Raw genomic sequence first — 1,637 nt, 5'->3', positions numbered from 1 at the left:
CGTATGCCGAGCTGGCGGGCGTGCCCCAGCGCCCGGCGATCCTGGTGGCGACCTATTTCGGGCGTCCGGGTGCGGCGCTGCCCGCGCTGGCGGACATGGGCGTAGAGGGCATCGCGCTCGACTTCGTCGCGGGCGCCACCGTGGACGACGTGGCCGCAGTTCCCGCGCTGGCAGGCAAGCTGATGGTGGCGGGCGTGGTCGACGGACGCAATGTCTGGCGCACCGATCTCGACCAGGCACTGTCGACATTGGGCACGCTGCTGGGCAGTTCGGGTGCGTTGGCGGTCTCGACCTCCAGTTCGCTACTGCATGTTCCGTATTCGCTGGACGACGAAACCGGGACCGACCCGGCGCTGCGATCGTGGCTGGCGTTCGGCGCGGAGAAGGTCGCCGAGGTGCGGCTGCTCGCGACGGCGGTGCACCGAGGCACCGAGGCCATCGCGGACGAACTCGCCACGGCCCGTGCGGCATCGGCGAGCCGCGCCACCGATCCGCGTTTGCGTAATGACGCGGTCCGGGCCCGGCTGGCTGCCCTCGGCCCCGAAGCCACCCGCCGCTCCCCCGCAGCGGAACGCCTTGCGCTGCAACGAGAGCGGCTGCGGCTGCCGTTGCTGCCCACCACCACGATCGGCTCCTATCCGCAGACCTCCGCGATCCGGCAGGCCCGCGCGGCGCTGCGCAAGGGCGAGATCACGGCCGCGCAGTACGACGAGCGGATGCGCGCCGAGATCGCGGACGTCGTTGCGCTGCAAGAGAAGCTGGGCATCGACGTGCTGGTGCACGGCGAGCCCGAGCGCAACGACATGGTGCAGTACTTCGCCGAACAGCTGGACGGGTTCTTCGCCACGGCCAACGGCTGGGTGCAGTCCTACGGCACCCGCTGCGTGCGGCCGCCGATCCTGTACGGCGACGTCGCCCGGCCCGCGCCGATGACCGTGCAGTGGATCGAATACGCCCAGTCACTGACCGACAAGCCGGTCAAGGGCATGCTGACCGGTCCGGTGACGATCCTGGCCTGGTCGTTCGTGCGCGACGACCAGCCGCTGGCCGACACCGCCCGGCAGGTGGCGCTGGCCATCCGGGACGAGACGGTGGATCTGCAGTCCGCCGGTATCCGCATCGTGCAGGTCGACGAACCGGCGCTGCGGGAACTGCTGCCACTGCGCGCCGACGCCAAGCGGCGGTACCTGGACTGGGCGGTGGCGGCGTTCCGGCTGGCGACCAGCGGCGTCTCGGACGCTACCCAGATCCACACGCACCTGTGCTATTCGGAGTTCGGTGAGATCATCGGGGCGATCGCGGATCTGGACGCCGACGTCACCTCGATCGAGGCGGCGCGCTCCCGGATGGAGGTACTCGACGATCTGAACGCGGCGGGCTTCCACCTGGGTGTCGGTCCGGGCGTCTACGACATCCACTCGCCGCGGGTGCCGAGCGTCGAGGAGATCACCGTCTCCCTGCGCGCGGCGTTGAAAGCTGTTCCGGCCGAACGTCTCTGGGTCAATCCGGACTGCGGGCTGAAGACCCGCGGTCCGGCCGAGGTGGAGGCGTCGCTGCGGAACATGGTCGCCGCCGCGCACACCGTGCGCTGAAATCGGAGACCCCGGGGGGGGGGGGGGGGGGGGGGGGGGGGGGGG

1 protein-coding gene is annotated in these 1,637 nt (G+C 70.9%); it reads left to right on the top strand.

The genetic code is table 11. The annotated features are described in order from the left end of the window. Positions 1 to 1,592, top strand: a 1,592-nt coding sequence (gene metE, locus QH470_RS24795) for a 5-methyltetrahydropteroyltriglutamate--homocysteine S-methyltransferase (protein WP_280274742.1), incomplete at its 5' end; no start/stop codon positions are given. Positions 1,593 to 1,637 lie beyond the last annotated feature (45 nt).

The organism is Nocardia wallacei (genome assembly GCF_029868745.1).
Taxonomy (GTDB): domain Bacteria; phylum Actinomycetota; class Actinomycetes; order Mycobacteriales; family Mycobacteriaceae; genus Nocardia; species Nocardia wallacei_B.
This window is presented reverse-complemented; position numbering and strand designations above follow the sequence as displayed.